The organism is Ohtaekwangia sp. (genome assembly GCF_036786105.1).
Lineage (GTDB): Bacteria > Bacteroidota > Bacteroidia > Cytophagales > Cyclobacteriaceae > Ohtaekwangia.
In genome coordinates this window covers 114,911-138,476 of sequence record NZ_DAIQRQ010000002.1, presented here as the reverse complement: position 1 = coordinate 138,476, position 23,566 = coordinate 114,911, and the positions used below count along the sequence as shown (strand labels likewise).

The window sequence follows — 23,566 nt, the reverse complement described above, 5'->3', positions numbered from 1 at the left end:
GGCAGAAGCAGGGCTTTACAGGAATTTGAACTGGAGCACATACAGAAACACCAGGGCGGTAATGATGATCAGCGACCAGGTTATAATTACCAGCATTTTCTTGTAGGCCAACAATTTAGGCTCCGTTGCCAGCGTGTTGAACACGAACGATAATGCCGCCAACAGGTAAAGTGCTGCCTCCAGGAAATCATTCCGGTATAGTTGGTAAATACCCACAGCAAAAAAAATCGCCCCGAAAAGATACTGACGAATAGTAGCACTCATAGTCACTCTTTGATTGGTGTCTTTCTTCTTCCCGAAAGATATAGTATATTAATTCAATTCTGCTTTCAGGAATTTACCGGTGTAGCTTTGGTTGCTCTTGGCCACTTCTTCAGGTGTTCCTTTAGCAATGATCTTTCCTCCCTTCGCTCCTCCTTCAGGGCCAAGATCGACAATATAATCTGATGCTTTGATCACATCGAGGTTGTGTTCAATCACTAGTACAGTGTTGCCTTTATCGACAAGCTTCTGTAATACATCGAGCAGGTGTGCTATGTCCTGAAAATGCAAACCGGTTGTTGGCTCGTCCAGTATATAAAATGTCTTACCGGTATCTCGCTTCGAGAGTTCCGTAGCCAGTTTTACACGCTGCGCTTCGCCTCCTGAAAGTGTAGTGGCATGCTGACCGAGTGAAATATACCCTAATCCTACTTCACCCAGCGTTTGTATCTTACGGAGTATCTTCGGTTGATTCTCGAAGAATGATATCGCTTCCTCTACCGTCATGTCGAGCACATCGCTGATGGATTTACCTTTAAAGCGTACTTCGAGTGTTTCCCGATTATAGCGTTTGCCTTTGCATGTTTCGCAGGGCACGTGTACATCGGGCAAGAACTCCATTTCAATAAGGCGAAGCCCAGCTCCTTCGCATGTTTCGCAGCGTCCTCCTTTTACATTAAAGGAGAAACGTCCTGTTTTATACCCACGTATTTTTGCTTCGGGCATCTGTGCAAAGAGATCGCGTATATCGCTGAATACACCTGTATACGTAGCCGGATTGGAACGTGGTGTTCTGCCGATAGGCGATTGATCTACTTCTATAACTTTATCGATGTGCTCGAGTCCTTCGATCTTCTCGTGTTCGAGTGGCTCTGTTCGCGAATTATAAAAATGACGATTCAGTATCGGGAAAAGAGTTTCGTGTATCAGTGTAGACTTACCGCTGCCTGATACACCGGTTATACAGGTGAGCGTTCCCAGTGGAATCTCCAGCGTTACATCTTTCAGATTATTACCGGAGGCACCCGCCAATACTATTTTTTCACCTGAGCCTTTTCTTCTTTCCTTCAGATACGGAATAGAAATTTTTCCGCTGAGAAATTTAGCGGTGGTGCTGTTATTGGCAATAAATGTTTTAGGATCGCCAGCTGCTACTACATGTCCTCCGTGTCTTCCGGCACCCGGGCCTATATCCAGGATATAGTCTGATTCAAGCATCATGTCTTTATCATGCTCCACCACCACTACGCTGTTGCCTATATCGCGGAGATCTTTCAATGCTTTGATAAGTTTCACATTGTCGCGTGCATGCAGACCAATGCTGGGTTCATCAAGTATATATAGCACTCCCACCAGCTGTGTACCGATCTGTGTTGCCAGGCGAATGCGTTGCGACTCTCCTCCACTCAATGTGCGTATCGGGCGATTAAGGTTGAGATAATCCAATCCCACATCCAGCAGAAAGCCAATGCGCTTGCGTATCTCTTTCAATACTTCGGTAGCGATTACACGTTGCTTTTCATTAAGGCGCTTCTCCAATCCCTCAAACCACTTTTGCAGTGCCAGTATATCCAACTCGGCAAGCTCGGCTATATTTCTATTGTCGATCCTGAAGTGCAGCGATTCTTTCTTCAGACGTGCACCATTACACTCGGGGCACTTCTTGATGATGGTAAAATCTTCTACCCATTTCTTAATGGCCTCTGAACCTTCATCGCGTTGTTTTTCCAGGAAGTTGATAATGCCTTCGAAGCGCGTATTCCATTCTGTGCCAGGATATTTTACAGAGGCCACTGCTACCGGTTCATCATCGCCATAGAGCAGCACCTTTAATGCTTCCTTTGGAAATTCTTTGATAGGCGTTGTGAGCGTTAATTTATATCGCTTTAGTATCGCTTCAATTTTTTTGAAGATCCAGATGTCGCGATACTCTCCCAGTGGCAGAAAGCCTCCGCGGCTAATGCTTAATTTTTTATCGGGTATAATTGATTCTTCCGTGATCTCTTCAATTTGTCCTAAACCATTGCAAACAGGACAAGCACCATACGGTGAGTTGAAGGAGAACACATTGGGAGCAGGTTCATCGTACGACAATCCTGTTTTAGGGTCCATGAGGAATTTGGAGAAGTGATGCACCTTACCATTTTCTTCCATGGCCATGATAACGCCTTTACCTTCCTTGAGCGATTTGGCTATTGACTGTCCTATACGATGACGATCTTTCGCATCTACAACGATGCGGTCGATTACCACTTCAATGTCGTGAATCTTGTAACGGTCCACCTGCATCTTCGCGGTGATGTCTTGCAACTCACCGTCCACACGCACTTTTGTATAGCCTGACTTCCGTATCTGCTGGAATAACTCACGGTAATGGCCTTTGCGTCCTTTCACAATGGGAGCCAGCAGCACAAGTTTCTTTCCTTTGAAATTCTGAAGTATAGCATCGAGTATCTGCTCTTCAGACTGGCGTACCATTTTCTCGCCTGAGAGATACGAAAATGCTTCTCCAGCGCGCGCATATAGCAGGCGCATAAAGTCGTATATCTCCGTTACGGTTCCTACTGTTGATCGTGGATTGCGTGAAGTGGTTTTCTGTTCTATGGAAATCACCGGGCTCAAACCATTGATCTTGTCAACATCCGGTCGTTCCAGATTGCCCAGGAAGCTACGTGCATAAGCAGAAAAGCTCTCCATATAGCGGCGTTGCCCTTCTGCATAGATTGTATCAAATGCCAGTGAAGATTTACCGCTGCCACTAATACCGGTAATTACCACCAGCTTGTTACGCGGAAATTCTACGTTGATGTTTTTGAGGTTGTGCTCTCTTGCACCGATCACTTCAATATTTTCATGACCTGTCAGGTCAATCGCTTTCTTTTCTGCTGCTTTCGCCATGATAAACTTTGCAATAAGAGGAATACAAAAATGCTCTGCTGAATGTTTCCGGTCAAATGGGAAAAAGAATTATAACATCTTATCCCGCTGTTTGCCCCATCATTTCTGAAACATTGCCATGCTTTACTTTACGTGTGCTACCGGATTGGGTTCGCTTTCTTTTGCCAGGATTAAAAGTATGCGATTTCTTAGTATTCTTCCAACTGAATAGTACGCTTTTCCAACACACATCGCCTGGTAAAAAATCGCGCAGCATCAAGGCATTTCTTTTCCCTGAACGATCTTCAACATCTCAAACCAATCCTGGAGATCAAGCTGGATATTGATTGCATCTGCGCTCTCCCTGATGCGGTCTGGCTTTGTTGTTCCAATCACCGGGAATATACCGGATGGATGTTTCAATAGCCACGCAAGTGCCATCTGCGTTTGGGTAGCTGCATATTTACCAGCCTTTGAAAATACAGCAGCATCGTCTTTCAAAAGTTTGCCGCCACCAAGAGGTGACCACGCCATGGGGGCTACGCGATGTTTCATCAGTATATCCAATGAACCATCAAACATCGGTGCGTGAGTTGCTAGAGAAATTTCAATCTGATTTGTTACCAGCGGAAATGACAGATAGCTCTGCAGCATTTCAAATTGTGCGGGTGTAAAATTAGAAACACCAAAATGCAATACTTTACCACTCTGCTTCAATGCCGTGAACGCGCCTGCTACTTCTTCCGGGTTCAATAAGGGGTCTGGTCTGTGAATGAGGAGAAGATCGATATAATCTGTGGCCAATGTTTTCAGTGAGTTTTCTGCTGACCAGCGTATGTGTTCTTTGGAGGTATCATAATGTTTTACCCAGCTGGCAGGCCTGTGAGCAGAAGGGAATTTGATGCCACACTTGGTAACGAGCTCCATCTTCCTGCGCAGCGATGGATCTTTGCGAAGTATATTTCCGAAGATCGCTTCATTGTTGTGGTCGCCATATATATCTGCATGATCGAATGTAGTGATGCCACAGGCAAGCGAACTTTCAATCAATGCATGAACGGTTGTTTCCGGTAAATTCCATCGCCAGGCACCGGATATAATTCTGGAAAAAACGGGGCCGTTAGCATGAAGCTGCTTGCGTTGCATAGAAGTTTTGTGATTATGAAGATAAAGGATGATCGCGCTAACAGGAGCTCAGGATTTATTTCCTGCTTCCGTAAAACAGTGTGATGAACAATGTAGGGAACACGGAGTAATTTTTGGATTCAGGCATTAGCTCGATTGTTTTGGTATAGGCGTCTAACAGGAAGCCTGCTTCAAAACCTGTTACCTGGCTTTTGGTGGTTCCCAATTCAAAGTTGATTGCAGCTTTCAAATTTCCGCCCGGAACAATCTTAGACTCTCCTATTCCCTGAAACAATCTTCCTGTGCCCAGTATATCTTCAGCCGCCATGCCGGGATGATATTGCACCGAGTTAGAAACGAGATCATTGCTGCGCGCATATTCTACATAGTAAGGCGCCACTATACCTAACGTTGGGCCTGCTGCAAAAACGGCTTTGATCTCCACACCCTGCTGCGGAGCTTTTTTGAAAAGAATCAGATCACGACCATATTGAAAACGGAGTGCATAGAGATAATTGCTTTTGCCGAAAATGAAGAAGTTACCGGTTTGAATGGAATTGGTGCGTACCTCCTGCGGGTGCTTCACATTCATGATCTCAAGGCCGAAAGTCTCCAGCACTCGTTCACTTCTCTTTCTTGCTTTTTTGAAAACCAGCCCGCCGATAAGCCCACCGGAAGTATTCTTGTTGATTCCCCAGGTAAATTCTTTGGAATATGTATAGCTGTCTTGCGTTTGCGCATTTGCAGCCACCGCCAGTACTACGGCCAAGACCGATAAAATGGGAATCCTTACAGACCGAAACATCCTCACAAGAATCTTTGCAATAAATTTAGACTTTTAAATACCCAACTCAAATACAAACCTGAAGTTATTCATAATGATTTCAACAACAGGAATTTATCAAGAGAAAGTTAACAATCGTACCCAATACACTTCACCTTATTGCGCAGATTAGCAGTTTTAATTTTTGAGCTCCTGGCGTAGCTGGTTGTAATCAATACCAAGGTGAGACTGATCGTATACTGCCTTACCCTGCGATATAATTAGCACCTGTGGCGATTCATGTTCAATCTCAAATTGCTCAGCAATTTGATTGGACACTTCGCGGTAGGAAATAAGATCAAGATAATAGGCTTTTACATGGCCCAAATCTTCATGCTTCCAGTTGCGCTCCAACCGGTCGAGTACCGTACGACTGATGGAGCAACGCGTACTGTGTTTGAAAATTACTACCGGATTTGCTTTTGATTCTTCTTTGATCTGCTCAAGCTGAGTCAAGGTGTTCAGAGTACTCCAATTCATAGTTCTTTGTTAATCATACCACAGTCCCTGTTCACCTTTATCATAACGAGGCTTATGCCCCTTGTCTTTGAGATGATCCGGTTGTGTTTCTTCTTTCTTGAATAAACGCGCCCACCATAGCTTAAAGTTCGTGAGCAGATCACGTTCTCCATCTACATTGTTCTTGTTGAGCTTTACAAACTTTGCATCCGGATGTAGTGCCCGGTTCTTCTCAAAGAGCCTGAACTTTTGCATTTTGATGTTGCCTTGGTAATCGGTAGCGCGCGCAAAGGCTTTTCCGGGTTCGCGCACCTTCATGGCCTCTTCTGCACTGCTCTGATTGTGAATATAACGCCACGTGCGGCGCACACCTTTTGCGTATTGGCTTGCCTTTATGGTTTCTTTGGTTGGTGTTAAACCCGGCAGAGCATCTTCGGGAGCATTCTTTTTCTTACCATGAGCCGGCTGTTTTACCCGAATCTGGAGTTCGCCTACCTGATGCGTTGCGCGTGTTGGTTTCAGTTTGGGTGTTGCATCTTCGGCAGCGTTCTCGTTCTTCACATACTTGCGTGTGCGCACTGCTATCTGATAACCATCTACCGCATACACAGGGCTTTTCGGTCTTTTCTTTTTCAAGGCTTCTTCGTGCGACTTTGGATTTTTGATATAGTCTTTCCACAACCGGGGCCGTCTGATGTAGCCTGTAAATTCTTCACCCTGATCTGAGAATCCGGGCTGAGCAGAAAATCTCTTCATTTTCCCCGGATAGCCATTGATCTTCTGTGCCGATGTTGGAGGGAGTTTTCCAGGAACAGCAGACTCATTATTGTTCCATAATTTTCCACTCACACTACCGCCACCTTTCAAGGGGCGACCTCCTTTCATGTTACCGCTATATTTGCCTATGGCATCCGATTTAGGAACGCGAACAGGGATAGCACTGCCATTGTTATTCCATATTCTGCCGCTTACACTTCCACCACCTTTTAGAGGTCTGCCAGCCTTTATTCTGCCTGAGTAACCTACCATTGCATTTGATTTGGGTACGCGAACAGGAATAGCGGACTGCTTATTGTTCCAAAGCTTGCCACTTACACTGCCTCCGCCTTTCAGCGGTCTGCCCGATTTTATTCTGCCCGAATAACCCACCATTGCATTTGATTTGGGTACACGAACAGGGATAGCAGATTGCCTGTTATTCCAAAGCTTGCCACTTACACTGCCTCCTCCCTTCAACGGTCTGCCCGATTTTATTCTACCTGAATAACCGACCATCGCATTTGACTTCGGTACACGAACTGGTATAGCCGATTGCTGGTTGTTCCAGAGCTTGCCACTTACGCTGCCTCCGCCCTGTAAAGGTCTTCTTCCTCTGGCCTGTGATTGATATTTCCGCAAACTGAAAAAGCCTCTACCTGGAACTTTGTGTGGAAGCGCACCCGAACGCATACCCGTGCGGGTAGCCGACCGAGGTCTTGAACCAAGCATGGGTACACCTTCTACCCGTTTCTTAGAGGTATAATTTCGGCCTCTTATTCTTCTTCCGGAAACATCGCCGATCCACGCCTGTGGTTTGGTGCGTGTGGCTGAACGGTAGCTGCCTGCTGCCGGACCACGATAAGGGCGCTCGCCCACCCGCTTCCTGCCTGCATACGGTTTAAATCCGGGAGCACTCAGGCCGGGTCTTGGCGATTCATAATTTTTAGTGCGCAGTTTTCGCCCTGCTATATCGCCAACGTACGCTCTTTCAGGTTTATGCTTGGGACGTGGAAAGTTGGCGTAAATGTTTGTGCTCTTCCGCGCTATAAATGACCGGGAGGCGGAGCGCACTACTTTTCTTTTTTTTCCGGGCGGAGAACCCTCATGGGGATTTTTTGATGGATTATGTACAAACTGCCCGCTCTGCGGATATACTTTCTTCATTTTACCCGACACACTTCGTACGCGAACCGGTGCTTGTGACCTTGTATTCTGCCTCGTGCCACGTTCACTTGTAGAGCTGTGGTTTACATAGCGGCCACTCTGTGGGTATACATTTCGGGCGCTACCGGCACTCTCTGTGTTTTTAGTACGGATGCGTCTTCCGGTAATATCACCACGCCAGGCTCGCTGTTTGCCAGGCTTGGAAGCAGTACGCGGCAGGCGTCCGCCGATAGGCTTACCCGGTTTTGTCTTCGATGGCTTACGTGCACTACTCGCCCGTGACGGTCCTCTGGATTGAGCCCGGCTGTAGCCTGGTCCCTTAGATCCTTTATTCTTCTTCTTGAAAAGTTTGAAACGGCTTTCGCGTCTGGTACCGCCTCCTCCTGAAGATTGAGGTCTGTCACCTTTCGTGTTCTGGGCCATGGCCGGAAGTGCCAGCAGAAAAAGAATAACGATAAGTCCTGCCGACTTGATGGCTGTTGAAAAAATGCTGTTGCTATTGTGTGTTCTTGCGTTCAAAAAATGGAAAAGAAACAGGCTAAGATAAGTAAAAATTAAATCCCTGATCCAGAACGTTCGACAAAGCGTTTTATTGGCTCTTTATAGCTGCACTGAACCGTCAATATTCCAGCAGCGATTCGATCTTTTTCTTTAATCTGATTTTGGGTAAAAAATTCGTTTCCAGAGTTGGTGCAAAGGGAATGGCCGTGTCCAGGCTGGCTTCGCGCATAACTGGTGCATCGAGGTATTGAAAGGCATGCTCGCTTATCCAGGCAGCGATCTCCGCTCCGACACCTCCTGTTAATGTATCTTCATGCAAGATCAACACACGGTTTGTTTTCTTTACTGCGTCCAGTATTGCTTCATGATCCCATGGCAATAATGTACGCAGATCCAGCAACGTTGCATTTACATTGGGCATTGTATCCAGTATTTCTGTTGCCCAATGAACGCCCATACCATAGGTAATGATTGACAGATCGGAACCTTCGCGAATTATTTTTGCTTTGCCGATCTCCACCGTATAGTAATCATCCGGTATAGTGTCTTTCAGAGAACGATACATCAGCTTGTGCTCAAAGTACATTACCGGATTAGGGTCTTCCAGTGCTGCGCACAACAAACCTTTTGCATCGTAAGGATTAGAAGGGTATACGATTTTTAGTCCAGGTGTGTGGAAGAACCATGCTTCGTTGCTTTGGGAGTGAAATGGCCCTGCCGCTGTGCCTGCTCCGGTAGGCATACGCACCACTACATCCGCTGCCTGGCCCCAACGCCAATGTGTCTTTGCCAGGTTGTTAACGATCTGGTTGAATCCTTCAGTAACAAAATCAGCAAACTGCATTTCAACCATCGCTTTCATGCCTTTTACCGATAAGCCGAGACTGGTACCTACTATAGCGGCTTCGCACAACGGAGTATTGCGTACCCGTGCTTTCCCAAATTTTTCAACAAAGCCTTCTGTGATTTTAAATACACCACCATATTCGGCAATATCCTGGCCCATTAGCACGAGGTTATCAAAACGCTCCATGCTCTGCCGCAGACCATCGCTAATGGCATCGATAAATCGTTTCTCTGATTTTTTTTCAGATGATGGTGCAATCACTACCTGTGTAAAGGGCGCGTATACATCCTTCTCTTCCAGTGCTGTATCCGCTATGGGATGCGTTTCCTGGAATGCGATCTCCAGACCATCTTCAATTTTCTTTTTAATTTCCTTGCGGGTGCTGTCGATATATATCTGATCGATGACCTTTTCATCCAGCAAATACTTTTCATAGTTCTCTACCGGATCTTTACTGGCCCAGGTTTCCATCAATTCCTTCGGTACATATTTAGTACCTGAAGCTTCTTCATGACCCCGCATGCGGAACGTTATACATTCCAACAAGACGGGCCGTGGGTTATTACGAATCTGTTCTGCCAGCGACAATACCGTATTGTATACTTCCAGAATATTGTTGCCATCCACTTGTACACCTTCTATACCATAGCCAATGGCTTTATCAATAAATTGCTTGCAACGAAATTGTTCACTACTTGGGGTAGACAATCCATAGCCATTGTTCTCAATCACAAAAATTACCGGCAAGTCCCACACCGCTGCTACGTTGATGCCTTCATGAAAATCGCCTTCACTGGTACCGCCATCACCATTAAACACAACCGTTACTTTCTTTTCACCTTTCAGTTTGGAGGCAAGTGCTATACCATCGGCCACACCATTTTGCGGACCAAGATGCGAGATCATACCTACAATGTGATGCTCGTTGGTGCCAAAGTGAAAGGAGCGATCTCTTCCTTTGGTATAGCCCATCATAGTGCCTTGCCATTGGGCAAAAAGTCTTTCGAAAGGCATATCTCTTCCTGTAAACACACCAAGGTTGCGGTGCATGGGCAAGATATATTCGTCTTTATAAAGAGCCTGTGTAATCCCAACTGAAATTGCTTCCTGTCCGATGCCGCTAAACCATTTCGAGATTCGATTCTGTCGAAGCAGGATGAGCATCTTTTCTTCGATCATACGTGGAAACAGAAGAGATTCGTACAGTTTCTTTAACTGATCGTTTGTGTTATTTTTCCGGTCAAACTTCATAATTCGGGTCAATGAGCCAGGCAAAGTTAAACGAGTTTTTCACTTCCAATCTGATATTGAATTCTTAATGCACCCAAATACTTACACTACAAAAACTCTGTTATCTTTAGCGTTCATGATTTAAGTGATGAGGTACTGCCTATTGATTATCGGGTGCTTGTTGGCGACTATTACTATCCATGGGCAGGAGTTTCGTTTTCATGAATACAGAGTTGAGAATGGCTTGCCCAGCGATGTTATTAAAGCTGTTGCACAAGACTCGCTGGGTTTTTTCTGGATAGCCACCGATGATGGTCTGGTAAAATACGATGGGCTTCACTTTCACACGTATAAAAACGCTTTTCTTAGTCAGTACACCAAAGGATTTCTCAAAACCCATGACGGGCGCTTGCTGGCCTTTGGCGACCTTGACCTGATCGAAATACAAAACCGGATCGATACCGTCTTCTTCAAAAAACTAATCCGCGGAGCGCGCACCCTCACAGATACAACGCTTTGGTATGCCAAGTCTATTTATGAAGACAAAGAAGGTTTGATCTGGCTCGGGGAGTCGCAATCTATACTGGCCTATAACGGTAAAACGTTCAATCGCTACGATTTTGGTATGGCAAACCGTTCGCCCGTATTTGTCAGGTCGTTCAGTTTTTTTGAAGATAATGAAGGCCAGCTCTATACTATATCGTATCAGGGAAAAGTATATCGTTACGATCGGTCTACACGCAGTTTCCTGCAATTGAAGTCATCGCTCCCTGCGTCGATAAGTCATGTGATTTATAATAATGGTGTCTTATGGATAGCATCAGAAGAAGGCATATACAGGGCTACATTTCAATCAGGAGAACTGCAGCAGCTACAGCGTGCGTTTCCCATTATGAATGCTTCCCATTTACTGATGGCTGCAGATTCAAGTCTATGGATCAGTACGTTTGGGCAGGATGTATACCACGTAAGGCCCGATAGTGCCTCAGCACCGGTAGAAGCATTGTTGTTTAATTTCAATAGTGTAAACAGTGCTTATTTCAGTGAGGAAGGAGATTTGTGGATTGCTTCTGATAAAGGTCTGGTGATTGCGCAGAAAAATCAATTCACCGTGCCCGATCTTAATTCGGAAGCACACTTTATTGAAGATATAGCAGATGACCCCGAAACAAAGTCCGTATATTATTGTTACAAGGAAACCTTAATACAACTGCACCCATTAAAGGATGGGCGCAATTGGGAAGCAAAAGTTATATACAATAACAAAGACAACTATTTTCAATCGCTACAGTTTGGTAAACGAGGTCTGTGGGCAAGTTCTGCTTTTGACATACTTCTTTTTAAAAATGGTGCAGTGCAGAAGCGGTGGGATTTTTCACAGGAAGGAAATTTTGTTCACGACATTTTTCTGGACTCTCACGATAACGTATGGCTGGGGCAGGCACGAAGCCCTACACTAAAAGTTATCAATAACGATTTGCAAATTGAGCGCTATAAAATACCCCTGGGAAGCCAGAGTGAAATAAACCTGGTGCGCGAAGGATCGCGCGGTATATATGTTGCCTCCAGTGGTGTAGATGCCTATTTGTTTTTGAAGGAAAATGGCTCTCATGAATTCAAGAATATAAGCCTTCCTGTACACTTTAAAGTTATATCCGATTTCAGCATCAGCGATCTGGCCGTTCAAAACGATGTGCTTTGGATTGCATCCACTGAAGGATTGCTTCGCTATGATCATCAAACCATTCGCAGAATTGATCTCGGAAGTCCGCTTACTTATGTTTCAGTAAGCTCTGTGGAAGTTATGGACGATCGAAATATACTCTTTTCCAATTCGTTCGGGCTTATCCGCTACAACATTACTACAGGTGAGTATTGGCTATACAATGAAAATGCTGGTCTGCCATCCAACACCATAACCGCACGAGGTATACATGTTGACCACGAAAAACGTATCTGGGTAGGAACTTCGTTCGGACTTGCTTCTTCTGTACAATCCATCATGGGTAACAAGCCTACGTTAAAACCGTATTGCGTAAGTGCGCAGGTAAATGGCAAACGTAAAGAATATGTTGATGGTCTCGATGCACCCTATGGATCATTCATCAATCTGGAGTTTTCTCCGATCACCTTTCCGGAGAATAAGATTACCATGCAGTACCGCATTGATAGTGAAGCTACATGGCATACGTTCGAATCTTCTGAGCTAAGTCTATCCAACCTCTCATTCGGGAAGCACACACTCCATGTGCGTGCACGGAAAAATACTGGTCTGGGGTGGAGTGAAGTTACATCGCTTGCTATATCTATAGGGCAACCGTATTGGCTTAGCGATAAATTTATATTCGGTGCTATACTCATTGCCCTGTTCATTATTTGGGTTACATTCTCGATCAGCTCTTATTTCATGAAGAAGAGGCGTTTTTACCTGCAACAGCTTGTTACTGAACGTACACATGATCTGCAACGCGCCAATGAAGAATTAATGCAGCGCAATTCTGAGCTTGACCGGTTTGTATACAGTGCCTCTCACGATTTAAGTGCTCCGTTAAAATCCATTCTTGGTCTTATTATGGTAGCACGCATGGATAAATCCATTGAAAGCCATGAGACGTATTTGTCAATGATGGAGAGCAGTGTACGCAAGCTGGAAGAATTTATTGAAGAAGTGGTGAGCTATTCGCGCAACTCACGCATGCCCGTCAAACTCGAAAAATTTTCGTTCCGGGAATTTGTTCAGAACCTGTTGCTCGACCATCAATATGCTCCCAGCTATAACAAAATATTGTTTATGATCAATGATCGCGCGGCTACCGAAATGGTGTCTGATGTAACCCGGTTAAAGATCATTCTCAACAACCTTATCTCCAACGCTATCAAGTTCTATTGGACGGGTGGCGATCGAAAGCCTTTTGTATGCATATCGCTGGAGAAATCGGAGAAACAATACGTGATTACCATAGAAGACAACGGTATTGGTATTGGAAATGAGCATCTCGCTCACATCTTTGATATGTTCTATCGTGCCAACGAAGATGCACAAGGCTCAGGATTAGGCTTGTATATTTTGAAAGAGTCGGTTGCCAAACTGGGCGGAACAGTACAAGCCACTTCGGTGTTAGGAGAAGGCACGGTATTTACAATCTCACTGCCGGTTCAAGAGGTGTCGGAATAAGGGCAATTTATTTATCGTCATCAAATCGTTTGATCTTGTTATTTTTGGCGTCACATGATAAACTTTCAGGAATTTACTTTGGAGAACGGCCTGCGCGTAATTGTACACGAAGATCCTACCGTGCAGATCGCTGTAATGAATATTTTATACGATGTTGGTTCACGCGATGAGCATCCGGATAAAACCGGATTCGCGCATCTCTTCGAGCATCTCATGTTTGGAGGTTCGGTTAACATACCCAGCTATGATGAACCGCTGCAGCGCGTGGGTGGTGAGAATAACGCTTTCACCAATACCGACATCACAAATTATTATCTGACGTTACCAGCGGCCAATCTTGAAACAGGTTTCTGGCTGGAGAGCGATCGCATGTTAAGTCTTTCTTTCGATCCGAAAGTGCTGGAAGTACAACGCAAAGTTGTTATAGAAGAATTCAAGCAACGCTATTTGAATCAGCCTTATGGAGATGTTTGGTTAAAGCTGCGCCCGCTGGCTTATCAGCAACACCCGTATCAATGGGCAACGATTGGCAAGGAGATCGCACACATTGAAGATGCCACCATGGACGATGTGAAGAATTTTTTCTTCAGTCATTATGTACCCAACAATGCTATACTGGTTGTGGCAGGTCACGTTACTTTTAACCAGGTAAAAACACTTGCCGAAAAATGGTTTGGTCCTATACCTGCCGGAAAACTCAAGCCGCGAAATCTTCCGAAAGAAAACAAGCAAGCACAAAAGCGTTTTGCCCAGGTAGAAGCAAAAGTACCGGCCGATGCATTCTATAAAGCATGGCATATGCCGGGTCGCTTTCATAACGACTACTATGCGATTGATCTGTTGAGCGATGTATTAAGCCGCGGACAATCAAGCAGACTATACCAGCAGTTGATAAAAGAAAAGGAAATCTTTACTTCCATTTCGTCTTTTGTAATGGGCACGATTGATCCTGGTCTACTGGTAGTAAGTGGCCGCGTAAAAGAAGGTGTATCGCTGCAGGATGCCGAGAAGGAAGTAAATGCTATACTGGATGAAGTGGTTGCCAACGGTGTAACTTTTGACGAACTGGAAAAGGTGAAGAATCAAGCAGAGTCCACATTAGAGTTTGGTGAAATGGAGGTAATGAATCGCGCGATGAACCTTGCTTTCTCCAAACTTTCGGGCGATGCTGATCTGGTAAATCGCGAGGCAGAAAAATTAACAGCTGTAACGGTAGCCGACATTCAGCGTGTGGCTACAGACGTGCTGCAGGAAAGTAATGCGAGTGTGTTATACTATAAAGCTTCTGTGGGTTAAAAAGATACTGAACTTCAAAAAATCTACCTCAAGGGTCGAACAAGTTGTTTCAGTTCAACGTTCACCCCCAAAGTCACGTGACTTAATGACCCAACCACCGTGGAGAAAGAAAAGGTAAGCAGCGGAAATATCATAGACTGGTCGGTGCTGAACCGGCTTATGAAATTTGTAATGCCTTACAAGGGGCGCTTTGTACTGGTAATTTTCCTCACGGTAGTGCTTGGCATTCTCGCCCCCACAAGGCCTATTCTGATCCAATATACATTGGATCATGATGTAGCTCGCGGAGATTATCAATCTATGATATGGATGATGTGGGTGCTCATGATTCTGCTCGTTATCAATTCCATTGCGCAGTATGTACACACGTATCTTTCCGGCTGGCTCGGGCAACAGGTAATCCGCGACATACGTCTTCGTCTATACCAGCACATTGTTCACTTGCGATTAAAGTTCTTCGATAAAACTCCCATCGGTCGCCTGGTAACACGCACGATCTCCGATGTAGAAACACTGTCTGATGTTTTCAGCGAAGGTCTTGCTGCCATGGCGGGCGATCTGTTGCAAATCATTTTTATTCTCGGGTTCATGTTCTATGAAGACTGGCGTTTGGCCCTGTTGAGTTTATCAACGCTTCCGTTACTTCTTATCAGCACATATATCTTCAAAGAAAAAATCAAGGTTGCTTTCAATGAAGTGCGTAACGCGGTATCGAACCTCAATACGTTTGTGCAGGAGCATATTACCGGCATGAACATCGTACAGATCTTTGGTAGTGAAAAAAGAGAGTTTGAAAAATTCAAGGAGATTAACAGCGAGCACAAGCAATCAAACCTGCGCTCTGTTCTATACTATTCCATTTACTACCCTGTGGCAGAGATCATCGCTGCCGCCGGTATAGGGCTGCTCGTGTGGTATGGAGCCAAAGGAATTATACATTACCAGGAAACAGGCATTACCATTGGTAAGCTTATCGCCTTCATCATGTATGTGCAAATGTTCTTCCGGCCAATCCGCATGATTGCCGATCGTTACAATACCTTACAAATGGGTATTGTAAGCTCATCGCGTATTATGAACCTGCTCGATGAAAAGGAGCATGTGCAGGAAAACGGCAACCATATACCCGGGCACATTGCCGGCGATGTGCAATTTGAACATGTGTGGTTTGCCTATAACGAGCCCGACTTTGTATTAAAAGATATTAACTTCCATATCAAGCCCGGTGAAACCATCGCCCTGGTAGGGGCAACAGGTGCCGGTAAATCTTCTATTATCAATCTTCTCAATCGCTTCTACGAGATCAATAAAGGCTCTATCAGGATCGATCATATAGACCTGAAGCAATATGAGCTCGGCACATTGCGCAAAAACATTGGCGTAGTATTACAGGATGTGTTCTTATTCTCAGACACTATTCTTAACAACATCACGCTGGGCAACCCGGATGTAACGGAAGACATGGTCTGGCACGCTGCCGACCTGGTAGGGGCACGTAAATTTATTGACCGCTTGCCGGGGAAACTTTCTTACAATGTGATGGAGCGTGGTGCCACCTTATCGGTAGGGCAACGACAGCTTATCTCCTTTATCCGTGCCATGGTATTCAACCCGAAAATACTGGTATTGGATGAGGCAACATCATCGGTAGATACCGAAACCGAAGAGATGATTCAGCAAGCCATTGTGAAAATGATGAGCGGCAGAACTTCCATTGTAATTGCACACCGGCTATCTACTATTCAAAAAGCTGACAAGATCATTGTGCTCGATCACGGCGAGATCAAAGAAGTAGGAAGGCACGAAGAGCTGCTGCTGCAGGATGGTTATTACGCCCAGCTCCATAAAATGCAGTATAAGGAGTTTGTTTGATGCTGCTTTCGTTCCGGGGTTTTAGGCGAGCACGGCAAAAGGCTTATATTTGCCGTAATGCTTGTACAAAAAACAACGGTATTCTTATTTTTTTGCTTGCTAAGTGCATGTGTGTTTGCCCAGCGATCACGTATGAACAATGGCGGTAAAAGTATGTATACCCGCGAGCGGTTCAACCACAATGCCACACGTGTTCGCGGGAATAAAGCCAAGATTGTGTGCCCTGTTTTTGATAAGAGTAAGTATCCTTATCATGGTTTGGGCATAAAGATGGGCGATCCTTTTGCACTCACTTATAAATATTATCCTAACAAGAATTTTGCTATCGCTGCTGATGTGGGTAAGCCTGCCAGTGGATTATATAATCGTTATTTCCGCCAGACATTCAATACGTATCAGCGCGATACACTTTCGCAGGGAGCGCAAGTACGTTACCTAACGCATACCGTAAAGTCCGATTTCATAGGGGAAATAAAGCTCCTCTATCATTTCGATGCCAAGGTAATTTCTCCAGGCCTACAGTTTTATGTGGGAGCCGGATGGGAGTGGAAGTACTCCAAATTACGATATGATTATGTTTATGACGAGCCCGACAATCCAAGTCCCAATAGCAATAACCAGATTGGAAATTTTACTGTGTCGCGTTTTACGCAAGGCCCGCAGGGCGTAATCGGTATAGAGTACTCTTACTTTCAATTGCCGATCTCTGCCTTCATGGAACTTGAATACTTTACAGACGTACAGCTTGATCCCGGCTGGAGCCGCACAGAAGGCGGCGTTGGTCTTCGGTATATTTTCTAACCCATTATAAAAACATGAACAAACACGTTGCGTTGATTTCCCTCCTGATCATCGTAGCTGCAAGCGCACATGCGCAACAGCAAGGTATAGGTTTACGCCTTGGTCTGCCCACAGGAATTACCTACAAGCGCTTTCTCTCCGATTTTAAAGCGGTGGAGTTTGGTTTGGGCACTACACCAAACAATATGGACAACCGTTACTATAAAAATTCCTTCAAGCACATGAGCCGTTATGATAAATACAACTACAATGCTGTAAATGTATCCAGTTCGGTATATATGCAGGCACGGATGCTCTTTCATTATGATCTTGATGTAACCGATGTGGACGGTAAATTTCAATGGTATTGGGGTGCGGGAGCAATGCTCAAATTTGCCAAAGTAGATTACTGGTATTTCAACCCCGCCAACAACAACGAATACCTGCACGACAAGCGCACCGATGTTGACTTTGGTCCGGAAGGCATATTCGGAGTGGAATATACGTTTGAAGATTTACCCCTATCGCTGTTTGCAGAAACCAGTTTACAACTCGAGTTCGTAGACCGGTTTACATTCCGGCTGTTTGCCGGCACGGGTGCCCGCTATAGATTTTAAGTATCTCACTATATATTCGTTTTAATGAAGAAGAAGGTGACTTAAGCTTCTTCTTCATCTAACTGAACCTGTTTCTCATAGAGCTCTTTGTACAAGCCGTTTTGTGCGATCAAGGATTCGTGCGTTCCTTCTTCCGCTATACTTCCATCAATCAATACAATAATTTTATTGGCAAGTTTCGCCGATGACACGCGGTGGGAGATAATGATCGTGGTTCTTCCCTGCATGATCCGGCGCATGCTGGTGAGAATGTTGTTCTCCGTCTTCGTATCCACAGCAGAAAGAGCGTCATCGAGCATTAATATCTTCGGCTCACGCACAATGGCGCGCGCGATAGACACGCGTTGCTTTTGTCCTCCGGAAAGCGTTATACCACGCTCGCCAACGCGTGTATCAAATCCTTGTGGAAACTCGATGATGTTGTGATATACATCTGCGTCTTTAGCAGCTTGTAACACTTTGCCTTCATCCGGGTCTTTTATGCCGAAAGCTATATTATTGAAGATGGTGTCACTAAAGAGAAATACGTCTTGTGGAACATAACCAATCTGGCTTCGCAATGAAGTGAGGTTATAATGCGTGATCGGAACATCATCGATCAATATCTCGCCTTCGCGTACATCATACAAACGTGATACAAGATTTGATACCGTACTTTTTCCAGAGCCCGTAGTACCAATAATAGCCAGCGATTCTCCGGGGTTAATGACGAACGAAACATTCTTCAACGCCTTGATACCGGTATCCGGATAGGTAAACGTTACTTTTCTGAATTCAACTTTACCTCGTATTTCATTTACGAGTTCTTTCTCAGATACTATATTGGTTTGCGTGCGCAGAAATTCGTTTATCCTTTTCTGCGATGCCTCTGCGCGCTGCACAAGACTGCTCGTCCAGCCGAGTGATGTTACCGGCCAGGTAAGCAAGTTTACGTAGATAATAAACTCCGCTATATTTCCAAAGGTAAGATTGCCGTTGATCACCTCCATACTGCCGGCATATACTGTAAGAATCGTGCTGATACCAACCAGCGCCATGATAATGGGGAAGAAAAGTGATTGCATACTGGTAAGCTTCAGCGACTGACGTCTGTAATCATCCGTTGCCTTCTCAAATTTCCCGATAGACTCTTCTTCGCGATTAAATGATTTGAGTACACGTATACCACTGAAGGCTTCCTGCACAAACGTAGACAGTCGTGACTGATGACGCTGAATTTCTTCTGAGCGCTTTTCAATAATGTTATTTACCAAAAAGATACTGAGCGACAAGAATGGCAGCGGGCTCAAGGCATACCAGGTAAGCTTTACACTGATGCTAAACATAATCGGTATTAACATCAGGAACAGTGTGATGAGTGTAAGCCCATACATAATGGCAGGCCCGAGGTACATACGCACGCGGCTCACATCTTCAGAAATGCGGTTCATCAGATCGCCCGTGTTATTTCTTCGATAGAAACTAAGCGGCAGCGTCTGGTAGTGCTCAAACACTTCATTCTTCAAGTCGTACTCAATCAGTCGCGACATTACGATAAGTGTTTGGCGAACAAAGTATAGAAATATGCCACGCAGAAAAGCCATTACCAGAATAAGGCCGGCATAGATCAGAATGCCAAAGGCAAAAACCTTGAAAAAGTTTTGCTGTACACCGGTTCCTTCCAGCGATTTATACAGCCGGATGTTATCTACCACCAGGTCAATGGAATCGCGCACCAATTGTGCAGGTATAATTTGAAAAATGTTGGAGACAATGACAAAGACTGTTCCGAGAATCAGATGCCACTTGTACTTGAAAAGATATTTGTTAAGATATTTCAGTTCGCGCATGCAGAAAAATTTGGTGGCTCACGGTAAAACGAAATATCCTTTCAATAGTTCGCGTGAATTCTTTAGAATTTGCTGGCTTGTTCGTTTTATCGCGAGGATCATTCATAGCCTGCTGTGCTGTTTGTCAGTACGCATTTAACCGGCCTATAGGAATGAATACTGACAAAACTACGTAAATCTGTTGGTCATCGTGTAATAATAATCTTGAACTGTGAACCTCAATCCATTATTTTTACGGCCAGCTTTTAAAAACACCGTTCTTTATCATGCTTAACCGAAGAAGTCTCCGAATCAAAGTCATGCAAAGCCTGTTTGCCTTGCAACAGTGTAAAGATGCCAACTATGAACTGTGCCTTGACAAGATCAGTGAGGCGTTTGCGCCCGATCTGAACTCCATGGAAGTTCAGGACAAGGCTGCTTTAACGCTTCAAAAGAAAACAGCCTCCAAGCTTTTTGAAAAAGCTTTCAAAAAAGGAGAAACTTCTGTTGACCACGATGATCCCAAAATCAAAAAGATCTGTAACGAATGCTTCCTGTTCTATGCGAAGCAATCCAAAAAAGACAGCGACTTCTTTCTGAAGAACCTGATCAGCGAAGTTGAAAAGATATACGACCACTATATAGCAGTGCTGAGTCTGCTTCCGGCCTTTGCTGAATTAGCAGAAGCCGATAAAAAGGTGAGCCACAAAAATTTTGTGAATAACGTCTGGATCAAAGCGCTTCGCAATCAGGAAGCGTTGAAGAAAGATGCTCTCAAATTGGGTCGCCACTGGCAGGACAAGGCCGACCGCGTAAAAGGCTGGTTCCGCGATGTTGTGCGCCAGGATAACGAGTACCTCAATTACCTCGATAAGAAAAGCCCTACACTGGATGATCAGAAGAAATTTGCCAATCACCTGTTCAAGAAAGTGATTCTGGGTAAAACGGTGATCAATGAATTTTTTGAGGAAGAAGTTCTGCGCTGGGCCGAAGACAAGGAAATTGTAAAAGGTCTTGTAGAAAAAACAGTGAAATCGTTTGATGGTGAGGATCAAAATACCCTTACACTCCACACCTTGTCAGTGAATTGGGAAGAAGATAAAGAGTTTATCGAAAAGCTCTATCACAAAGCTTCTAATCTTGACGAAAAATATAAGGAACTGATTGCCAACAACACACGTAATTGGGAGGTTGACCGTTTACCATTAACAGATCGTATGATTCTGGAAATGGCTATTGCCGAATTGCTTGAATTCCCCAGCATTCCGGTAAAGGTAACGATCAACGAATACATCGAGCTCTCCAAGAACTATAGCACACCGAAAAGTCGTCAGTTCATCAATGGTATTCTTGATGTTATTGCCAAGGAACTGAAAGATAAAGGTGATGTGAAGAAAAGTGGTCGCGGGCTTATGGACAATAAGTAATTCCGTTTGTTAAAAATTGTTAAAATTTTGAATTTGCGTCCAGACCGTAATTAATTTGAAAAGTTTATGAGCAAAAAGAGTGGAAATTTTTTGATGGCGTTCCTCGTGGGCGCAGCAACCGGTGCGATCCTCGGAATTCTCTATGCGCCAGATAAGGGCTCTAATACGCGCGAAAAATTATCGTTTCAGCTTGACAAGTATCGCAAGATGCTGCAAGACCTGGTAAACGATTTTGTAGAAGGCAAAGAAACTCCGCTCACTACTGAAGCAAAATCGCAGGGACAAAAAGTGGTTGATGAAGCCAAGAACAAAGCCGAACGATTGCTGGAAGATGTGGATGAACTTTTAGAGCAAATTCGTGGTAAGAAAGGTTAAACTGATTTGATTGACAATATGAAAACAGGAATTGTAAAATCGTTTTTATTTTCCGCTGTATTGCTGGTAACATTCACAGCCTGTAAAGATCGCACAGCTGAAAAAAGAATTGCTGCTCTGGAAGATAAAATAGCAAATCTGGAAGCACAGAAAAACCCTGCCGCTACAACACCTGCTCCTGACGTTACTGCACCCGAAACAAAGCCGGACGGTCCGCTTCCCACCATGGAGTTTGAAACTGTTGATCATGACTTCGGCACCATTAAGGAAGGCGATATTGTTGAATATACTTACAAGCTCAAGAACACTGGTGCAGCACCACTTATCATTCAAAGTGCACGACCTTCCTGCGGATGTACTGTGCCTGATTTTACAAAAGAACCTATCCCGGTGGGAGGCACAGGTTATGTAAGAGCTAAATTCGACAGCAACGGCAAACAGGACTTGCAAAGCAAGTCGATTACAGTAACAGCCAATACGTATCCCAAGCAAACAACACTTCGCTTCAAGGCGATGATTACACCAAAGGCTGGTTCTGCAGCACCTGCTGCTCACTAAGTCTTTATAGAAGAATTCAGGTTTTATAAATTTAGGCTGCCTTTAAACAGGCAGCCTTTTATTTTTACAACACATCGTTATACCATTCAGATATGATCACTCCTCCACAACTACAACCGGGCGACACCATTGGCGTTGCTGCACCGGGACGAAAAATTCCTGAAGCCGACCTCAAGGCAGCCATTGCTATACTCGAGTCATGGGGACTGAATGTGCGCCTCGCACCATATCTCTTCAGTCAAAAACACTCATACCTGGCCGGTACAGATGCAGAACGATTGGCAGACTTTCAATCACTGATAAATGATGCCGATGTAAAAGCCATTCTATGCGCACGCGGAGGTTATGGCAGCACACGCATTGTTGATCAAATCGATTTTACACCACTGCTTGCACAACCAAAATATATAATAGGGTTTAGCGATATAACAGCACTTCATTTAAAACTATATGGCATGAACATTCAAAGCATTCATGCTACGATGCCCATATTGTTTGCACGGGAAAGTGCAGCATCTTCTGTTGAAAGTCTTCGCCGAATATTGTTTACAAAGGGTGATATACTTCAATCCCGTAAGAGTGACTATAACCGTGCAGGTATCGGCGAAGGAAAAGTTATAGGAGGCAATTTGTCACTTATCGTTGACTCATTAGGAACTTCCAGCGAGCCCGATATGGAAGGCAGCATTCTTGTAATTGAAGAGATCGATGAGTACCGGTATAAAATTGACCGGATGATGATGCAATTACAACGCGCAGGAAAACTGGCCAGGCTCAACGGACTCGTTGTTGGTTACATGACAGATATAAAAGATTCAGAGCTAGGTTTCGGAGAAACCGCTGAAGAGATTCTTCTGAATCATGTGCGCAACTATAATTATCCGGTTGGCTTCGGTTTTCCTGTCGGTCATGAAAACCCGAATCTCGCATGGAGGCATGGCGCCAATGGCAAACTGACTGTAAATACCCACGCTGCACTTACTTTTGCTGATTAGAAAATATATTGCATCAGTGCATATATACCCAGTATTAACAACGTGATGCCCGGAATCTTTTTGAGAAGAACACTTTGCTGAAATCGATCAGCAATTTTTTTGGCGAGGTAAGCAAATGTCAATAATATAGCGAGTGAGCCAAGGGTAACCCCGAGTAAATAGCTTTGCAACCGCCACGGGCTGGAAAGATCAACCCAATGCTGACTTTTCATGTAAGCCGTTATGCCTAGCCAGTATGGCACCGCCAGTGGATTTAATATTCCCAGTATCAATCCTCGTCTGAAACCACTTGCGTTCAATTGAACCGTAAAAGATGAAGGTTTATTCACAGACCACAATGCAAGTATACCGAGCACGATCATTACCACCGACGTAAGAAGTTGAAGATGTTCGAGTATAACCGGGGCCGAGGTTATCCATTTTTCAAACACTACAGCAAGCCACGCATAGGGATATTCCATCAGGGCAGAAGCTATGGCAAAACGCCACGCTATACTCATCCGATTCTCCAGACCCATTTGCACAATGGTGAGATTGATAGTCCCGGGAGGTATAGATCCTATAAAACTGAAGAAGAATGCCAGGCAAAAAGCAATGATCAATGCCATGTAAGCTGT

18 protein-coding genes are annotated in these 23,566 nt (G+C 44.6%); 9 read left to right on the top strand and 9 right to left on the bottom strand.

Annotation, left to right across the window (positions count from 1 at the left end):
- Positions 1-15: 15 nt before the first annotated feature.
- From V7Q33_RS01625 to V7Q33_RS01595, 7 genes are all read right to left on the bottom strand, one after another.
- Positions 16-264, bottom strand: a complete 249-nt coding sequence (locus V7Q33_RS01625) for a hypothetical protein (RefSeq protein ID WP_331980196.1) — start codon at positions 262-264, stop codon at positions 16-18.
- 48 nt (positions 265-312) lie between these two features.
- Positions 313-3,159, bottom strand: coding sequence for an excinuclease ABC subunit UvrA (gene uvrA / locus V7Q33_RS01620; protein WP_333818689.1), 2,847 nt, complete (start codon positions 3,157-3,159; stop codon positions 313-315).
- A gap of 255 nt (positions 3,160-3,414) precedes the next feature.
- Complete coding sequence (locus V7Q33_RS01615; protein ID WP_331980192.1) at positions 3,415-4,284, bottom strand: aldo/keto reductase; 870 nt, start codon at positions 4,282-4,284, stop codon at positions 3,415-3,417.
- A 55-nt stretch (positions 4,285-4,339) separates the two neighbouring features.
- Entirely contained in the window at positions 4,340-5,032 is a 693-nt protein-coding gene (locus V7Q33_RS01610; protein ID WP_331980190.1) for a hypothetical protein, read from the bottom strand.
- Between the two features lie 192 nt (positions 5,033-5,224).
- A complete protein-coding gene (gene ytxJ, locus V7Q33_RS01605) occupies positions 5,225-5,566 on the bottom strand; it encodes a bacillithiol system redox-active protein YtxJ (RefSeq protein WP_331980188.1) in 342 nt (113 codons plus the stop codon).
- A 9-nt stretch (positions 5,567-5,575) separates the two neighbouring features.
- Positions 5,576-7,987, bottom strand: coding sequence for a hypothetical protein (locus tag V7Q33_RS01600; protein WP_333818688.1), 2,412 nt, complete (start codon positions 7,985-7,987; stop codon positions 5,576-5,578).
- 100 nt (positions 7,988-8,087) lie between these two features.
- Positions 8,088-10,067: an alpha-ketoacid dehydrogenase subunit alpha/beta gene (locus V7Q33_RS01595; RefSeq protein ID WP_333818687.1), complete on the bottom strand. Its 1,980-nt coding sequence runs from the start codon at positions 10,065-10,067 to the stop codon at positions 8,088-8,090.
- Positions 10,068-10,227: 160 nt separating this feature from the next.
- Here V7Q33_RS01595 and V7Q33_RS01590 point away from each other — a divergent pair, with 160 nt between their 5' ends.
- The 5 genes from V7Q33_RS01590 to V7Q33_RS01570 all read left to right on the top strand — a co-directional run bounded on the left by V7Q33_RS01590 (position 10,228) and on the right by V7Q33_RS01570 (position 17,786).
- Positions 10,228-13,221 (top strand): sensor histidine kinase, encoded by a 2,994-nt coding sequence (locus V7Q33_RS01590; protein WP_331978656.1) that lies wholly within the window; start codon positions 10,228-10,230, stop codon positions 13,219-13,221.
- A gap of 54 nt (positions 13,222-13,275) precedes the next feature.
- A complete protein-coding gene (locus tag V7Q33_RS01585; RefSeq protein ID WP_333818686.1) occupies positions 13,276-14,517 on the top strand; it encodes a M16 family metallopeptidase in 1,242 nt (413 codons plus the stop codon).
- 99 nt (positions 14,518-14,616) lie between these two features.
- The gene (locus V7Q33_RS01580; RefSeq protein ID WP_331978653.1) at positions 14,617-16,389 is read left to right on the top strand and encodes an ABC transporter ATP-binding protein; all 1,773 of its coding nucleotides are present in this window, start codon (positions 14,617-14,619) and stop codon (positions 16,387-16,389) included.
- Between the two features lie 57 nt (positions 16,390-16,446).
- Positions 16,447-17,190, top strand: a complete 744-nt coding sequence (locus tag V7Q33_RS01575) for a hypothetical protein (protein ID WP_333818685.1) — start codon at positions 16,447-16,449, stop codon at positions 17,188-17,190.
- A gap of 14 nt (positions 17,191-17,204) precedes the next feature.
- Positions 17,205-17,786, top strand: a complete 582-nt coding sequence (locus V7Q33_RS01570; protein WP_331983304.1) for a hypothetical protein — start codon at positions 17,205-17,207, stop codon at positions 17,784-17,786.
- A 41-nt stretch (positions 17,787-17,827) separates the two neighbouring features.
- On the opposite strand, the gene V7Q33_RS01565 is transcribed toward V7Q33_RS01570, so the two are convergent.
- Complete coding sequence (locus tag V7Q33_RS01565; RefSeq protein WP_331983306.1) at positions 17,828-19,615, bottom strand: ABC transporter ATP-binding protein; 1,788 nt, start codon at positions 19,613-19,615, stop codon at positions 17,828-17,830.
- Positions 19,616-19,881: 266 nt separating this feature from the next.
- Between V7Q33_RS01565 and nusB the strand changes: the two genes are divergently transcribed.
- The 4 genes from nusB to V7Q33_RS01545 all read left to right on the top strand — a co-directional run bounded on the left by nusB (position 19,882) and on the right by V7Q33_RS01545 (position 22,949).
- Positions 19,882-21,021 carry a transcription antitermination factor NusB gene (gene nusB / locus V7Q33_RS01560; RefSeq protein ID WP_333818684.1) on the top strand — a complete coding sequence of 380 codons (1,140 nt, stop codon included), beginning with the start codon at positions 19,882-19,884 and terminating at the stop codon, positions 21,019-21,021.
- A gap of 66 nt (positions 21,022-21,087) precedes the next feature.
- Positions 21,088-21,396, top strand: a complete 309-nt coding sequence (locus V7Q33_RS01555; RefSeq protein WP_331983657.1) for a YtxH domain-containing protein — start codon at positions 21,088-21,090, stop codon at positions 21,394-21,396.
- Positions 21,397-21,414: 18 nt separating this feature from the next.
- On the top strand, positions 21,415-21,954 hold the full coding sequence (locus V7Q33_RS01550) for a DUF1573 domain-containing protein (RefSeq protein ID WP_331983659.1): 540 nt from the start codon (positions 21,415-21,417) through the stop codon (positions 21,952-21,954).
- Between the two features lie 92 nt (positions 21,955-22,046).
- Complete coding sequence (locus V7Q33_RS01545) at positions 22,047-22,949, top strand: S66 peptidase family protein (RefSeq protein ID WP_331983661.1); 903 nt, start codon at positions 22,047-22,049, stop codon at positions 22,947-22,949.
- Here V7Q33_RS01545 and V7Q33_RS01540 read toward each other — a convergent pair.
- Positions 22,946-23,557, bottom strand: coding sequence for a LysE family translocator (locus V7Q33_RS01540; protein WP_331983663.1), 612 nt, complete (start codon positions 23,555-23,557; stop codon positions 22,946-22,948). The two genes, V7Q33_RS01545 and V7Q33_RS01540, sit on opposite strands and share 4 nt — an antisense overlap.
- Between the last annotated feature and the right edge of the window lie 9 nt (positions 23,558-23,566).